The sequence below is a fragment of the Mangrovibacter sp. MFB070 genome (genome assembly GCF_000705335.1).
Lineage (GTDB): Bacteria > Pseudomonadota > Gammaproteobacteria > Enterobacterales > Enterobacteriaceae > Mangrovibacter > Mangrovibacter plantisponsor.
The window spans coordinates 1-4,912 of the sequence record NZ_JJMI01000049.1 but is presented as its reverse complement, the minus strand read 5'-3'; the positions used below and the strand labels follow the sequence as shown (position 1 = coordinate 4,912).

The following is a 4,912-nucleotide window of genomic DNA, read 5'->3' as shown; positions in this document are numbered from 1 at the left end:
TGGCGGAACGGACGGGACTCGAACCCGCGACCCCCTGCGTGACAGGCAGGTATTCTAACCAACTGAACTACCGCTCCACCGAATTTTTCTGCAACAGCCATTAAAATGGCTTATTACTTTTTCTTTCCACACCCGCGTAACGCGAATGTTTAAATTGAAGCCTGGCAGTTCCCTACTCTCGCATGGGGAGACCCCACACTACCATCGGCGCTACGGCGTTTCACTTCTGAGTTCGGCATGGGGTCAGGTGGGACCACCGCGCTCTTGCCGCCAGGCATATTCTGTTTTATTCACCGCCTCACGGCCATGAACATTATCCGTTAACAAGCTAAAAATTTCGTCTCTCACACCAAAACATCTTTGGCGTTGTAAGGTTAAGCCTCACGGTTCATTAGTACCGGTTAGCTCAACGCATCGCTGCGCTTACACACCCGGCCTATCAACGTCGTCGTCTTCAACGTTCCTTCAGGACCCTTAAAGGGTCAGGGAGAACTCATCTCGGGGCAAGTTTCGTGCTTAGATGCTTTCAGCACTTATCTCTTCCGCATGTAGCTACCGGGCAATGCCATTGGCATGACAACCCGAACACCAGTGATGCGTCCACTCCGGTCCTCTCGTACTAGGAGCAGCCCCCCTCAATTCTCCAGCGCCCACGGCAGATAGGGACCGAACTGTCTCACGACGTTCTAAACCCAGCTCGCGTACCACTTTAAATGGCGAACAGCCATACCCTTGGGACCTACTTCAGCCCCAGGATGTGATGAGCCGACATCGAGGTGCCAAACACCGCCGTCGATATGAACTCTTGGGCGGTATCAGCCTGTTATCCCCGGAGTACCTTTTATCCGTTGAGCGATGGCCCTTCCATTCAGAACCACCGGATCACTATGACCTGCTTTCGCACCTGCTCGCGCCGTCACGCTCGCAGTCAAGCTGGCTTATGCCATTGCACTAACCTCCTGATGTCCGACCAGGATTAGCCAACCTTCGTGCTCCTCCGTTACACTTTAGGAGGAGACCGCCCCAGTCAAACTACCCACCAGACACTGTCCCCACGCCAGATTATGGCGCCAGGTTAGAACATCAAACATTAAAGGGTGGTATTTCAAGGTTGGCTCCATGCAGACTGGCGTCCACACTTCAAAGCCTCCCACCTATCCTACACATCAAGGCTCAATGTTCAGTGTCAAGCTATAGTAAAGGTTCACGGGGTCTTTCCGTCTTGCCGCGGGTACACCGCATCTTCACGGCGAGTTCAATTTCACTGAGTCTCGGGTGGAGACAGCCTGGCCATCATTACGCCATTCGTGCAGGTCGGAACTTACCCGACAAGGAATTTCGCTACCTTAGGACCGTTATAGTTACGGCCGCCGTTTACCGGGGCTTCGATCAGGAGCTTCGCTTGCGCTGACCCCATCAATTAACCTTCCGGCACCGGGCAGGCGTCACACCGTATACGTCCACTTTCGTGTTTGCACAGTGCTGTGTTTTTAATAAACAGTTGCAGCCAGCTGGTATCTTCGACTGACTTCAGCTCCATCCGCGAGGGACTTCACCTACGTGTCAGCGTGCCTTCTCCCGAAGTTACGGCACCATTTTGCCTAGTTCCTTCACCCGAGTTCTCTCAAGCGCCTTGGTATTCTCTACCTGACCACCTGTGTCGGTTTGGGGTACGATTTCGTGTTACCTGGAGCTTAGAGGCTTTTCCTGGAAGCAGGGCATCTGTCACTTCAGCACCGTAGTGCCTCGTCATCACGCCTCAGTGTTAATGAGCAACCGGATTTGCCTGGTCACTCCACCTTCACGCTTAAACCGGGACAACCGTCGCCCGGATGACACAGCCTTCTCCGTCCCCCCTTCGCAGTAACACCAAGTACAGGAATATTAACCTGTTTCCCATCGACTACGCCTTTCGGCCTCGCCTTAGGGGTCGACTCACCCTGCCCCGATTAACGTTGGACAGGAACCCTTGGTCTTCCGGCGTGCGGGTTTTTCACCCGCATTATCGTTACTTATGTCAGCATTCGCACTTCTGATACCTCCAGCATGCCTCACAGCACACCTTCACCGGCTTACAGAACGCTCCCCTACCCAACAACACTTAGTGTCGCTGCCGCAGCTTCGGTGCATGGTTTAGCCCCGTTACATCTTCCGCGCAGGCCGACTCGACCAGTGAGCTATTACGCTTTCTTTAAATGATGGCTGCTTCTAAGCCAACATCCTGGCTGTCTGGGCCTTCCCACATCGTTTCCCACTTAACCATGACTTTGGGACCTTAGCTGGCGGTCTGGGTTGTTTCCCTCTTCACGACGGACGTTAGCACCCGCCGTGTGTCTCCCGTGATAACATTCTTCGGTATTCGTAGTTTGCATCGGGTTGGTAAGCCGGGATGGCCCCCTAGCCGAAACAGTGCTCTACCCCCGAAGATGAGTTCACGAGGCGCTACCTAAATAGCTTTCGGGGAGAACCAGCTATCTCCCGGTTTGATTGGCCTTTCACCCCCAGCCACAGGTCATCCGCTAATTTTTCAACATTAGTCGGTTCGGTCCTCCAGTTAGTGTTACCCAACCTTCAACCTGCCCATGGCTAGATCACCGGGTTTCGGGTCTATACCCTGCAACTGGACGCCCGGTTAAGACTCGGTTTCCCTGCGGCTCCCCTATACGGTTAACCTTGCTACAGAATATAAGTCGCTGACCCATTATACAAAAGGTACGCAGTCACCCCATTAAAGAGGCTCCCACTGCTTGTACGTACACGGTTTCAGGTTCTTTTTCACTCCCCTCGCCGGGGTTCTTTTCGCCTTTCCCTCACGGTACTGGTTCACTATCGGTCAGTCAGGAGTATTTAGCCTTGGAGGATGGTCCCCCCATATTCAGACAGGATACCACGTGTCCCGCCCTACTCATCGAGCTCACAACAGGTGCACTTTCGTGTACGGGGCTTTCACCCTGTATCGCCGGCCATTCCGGACCGTTCCACTAACACACCTGCTGATTCAGACTCTGGGCTCTTCCCCGTTCGCTCGCCGCTACTTGGGGAATCTCGGTTGATTTCTTTTCCTCGGGGTACTTAGATGTTTCAGTTCTCCCGGTTCGCCTCATTAACCTATGGATTCAGTTAATGATAGTGTGACGAGTCACACTGGGTTTCCCCATTCGGACATCGCCGGTTATAACGGTTCATATCACCTTACCGGCGCTTTTCGCAGATTAGCACGTCCTTCATCGCCTCTGACTGCCAGGGCATCCACCGTGTACGCTTAGTCGCTTAACCTCACAACCCGAAGATGTCTTCGTGTTATAAGTTTTGAGAGACTCACGAACAACTTGCGTTGTTCAGTGTTTCAATTTTCAGCTTGTTCCGGATTTTTAAAGAGCAAATATCTCAAACATGATTCACTGCTGAATCAGTTTTGAGATACTGAGGTCGGCGACTTTCACTCACAAACCAGCAAGTGGCGTCCCCTAGGGGATTCGAACCCCTGTTACCGCCGTGAAAGGGCGGTGTCCTGGGCCTCTAGACGAAGGGGACACTGAAGTCTGCTTCGCAAGACGCCTTGCTTCTTTACTTTCATCAGACAATCTGTGTGAGCACTGCAAAAGACCGTATCTTTAAGGTAAGGAGGTGATCCAACCGCAGGTTCCCCTACGGTTACCTTGTTACGACTTCACCCCAGTCATGAATCACAAAGTGGTAAGCGCCCTCCCGAAGGTTAAGCTACCTACTTCTTTTGCAACCCACTCCCATGGTGTGACGGGCGGTGTGTACAAGGCCCGGGAACGTATTCACCGCGGCATTCTGATCCGCGATTACTAGCGATTCCGACTTCATGGAGTCGAGTTGCAGACTCCAATCCGGACTACGACGCACTTTATGAGGTCCGCTTACTCTCGCAAGTTCGCTTCTCTTTGTATGCGCCATTGTAGCACGTGTGTAGCCCTGGTCGTAAGGGCCATGATGACTTGACGTCATCCCCACCTTCCTCCAGTTTATCACTGGCAGTCTCCTTTGAGTTCCCGGCCTAACCGCTGGCAACAAAGGATAAGGGTTGCGCTCGTTGCGGGACTTAACCCAACATTTCACAACACGAGCTGACGACAGCCATGCAGCACCTGTCTCAGAGTTCCCGAAGGCACTCCCGCATCTCTGCAGGATTCTCTGGATGTCAAGACCAGGTAAGGTTCTTCGCGTTGCATCGAATTAAACCACATGCTCCACCGCTTGTGCGGGCCCCCGTCAATTCATTTGAGTTTTAACCTTGCGGCCGTACTCCCCAGGCGGTCGACTTAACGCGTTAGCTCCGGAAGCCACGCCTCAAGGGCACAGCCTCCAAGTCGACATCGTTTACGGCGTGGACTACCAGGGTATCTAATCCTGTTTGCTCCCCACGCTTTCGCACCTGAGCGTCAGTCTTCGTCCAGGAGGCCGCCTTCGCCACCGGTATTCCTCCAGATCTCTACGCATTTCACCGCTACACCTGGAATTCTACCTCCCTCTACGAGACTCTAGCCTGCCAGTTTCGAATGCAGTTCCCAGGTTGAGCCCGGGGATTTCACATCCGACTTGACAGACCGCCTGCGTGCGCTTTACGCCCAGTAATTCCGATTAACGCTTGCACCCTCCGTATTACCGCGGCTGCTGGCACGGAGTTAGCCGGTGCTTCTTCTGTCAGTAACGTCAATTGATGAACGTATTAAGTTCACCACCTTCCTCCTGACTGAAAGTACTTTACAACCCGAAGGCCTTCTTCATACACGCGGCATGGCTGCATCAGGCTTGCGCCCATTGTGCAATATTCCCCACTGCTGCCTCCCGTAGGAGTCTGGACCGTGTCTCAGTTCCAGTGTGGCTGGTCATCCTCTCAGACCAGCTAGGGATCGTCGCCTTGGTGAGCCGTTACCTCACCAAC

The 4,912-nt window shown here is 53.4% G+C and carries 2 tRNA genes and 3 rRNA genes; all 5 read right to left on the bottom strand.

The window, feature by feature from the left end:
• Positions 1–77: transfer RNA gene (locus tag DT73_RS21035), tRNA-Asp, on the bottom strand.
• Between the two features lie 82 nt (positions 78–159).
• Positions 160–275: ribosomal RNA gene (gene rrf / locus DT73_RS21030) — 5S ribosomal RNA — on the bottom strand.
• 95 nt (positions 276–370) lie between these two features.
• A 23S ribosomal RNA gene (locus DT73_RS21025) occupies positions 371–3,276 on the bottom strand.
• A 182-nt stretch (positions 3,277–3,458) separates the two neighbouring features.
• Positions 3,459–3,534: transfer RNA gene (locus tag DT73_RS21020), tRNA-Glu, on the bottom strand.
• Positions 3,535–3,620: 86 nt separating this feature from the next.
• Positions 3,621–4,912, bottom strand: a 16S ribosomal RNA gene (locus DT73_RS21015); the annotation flags it as partial.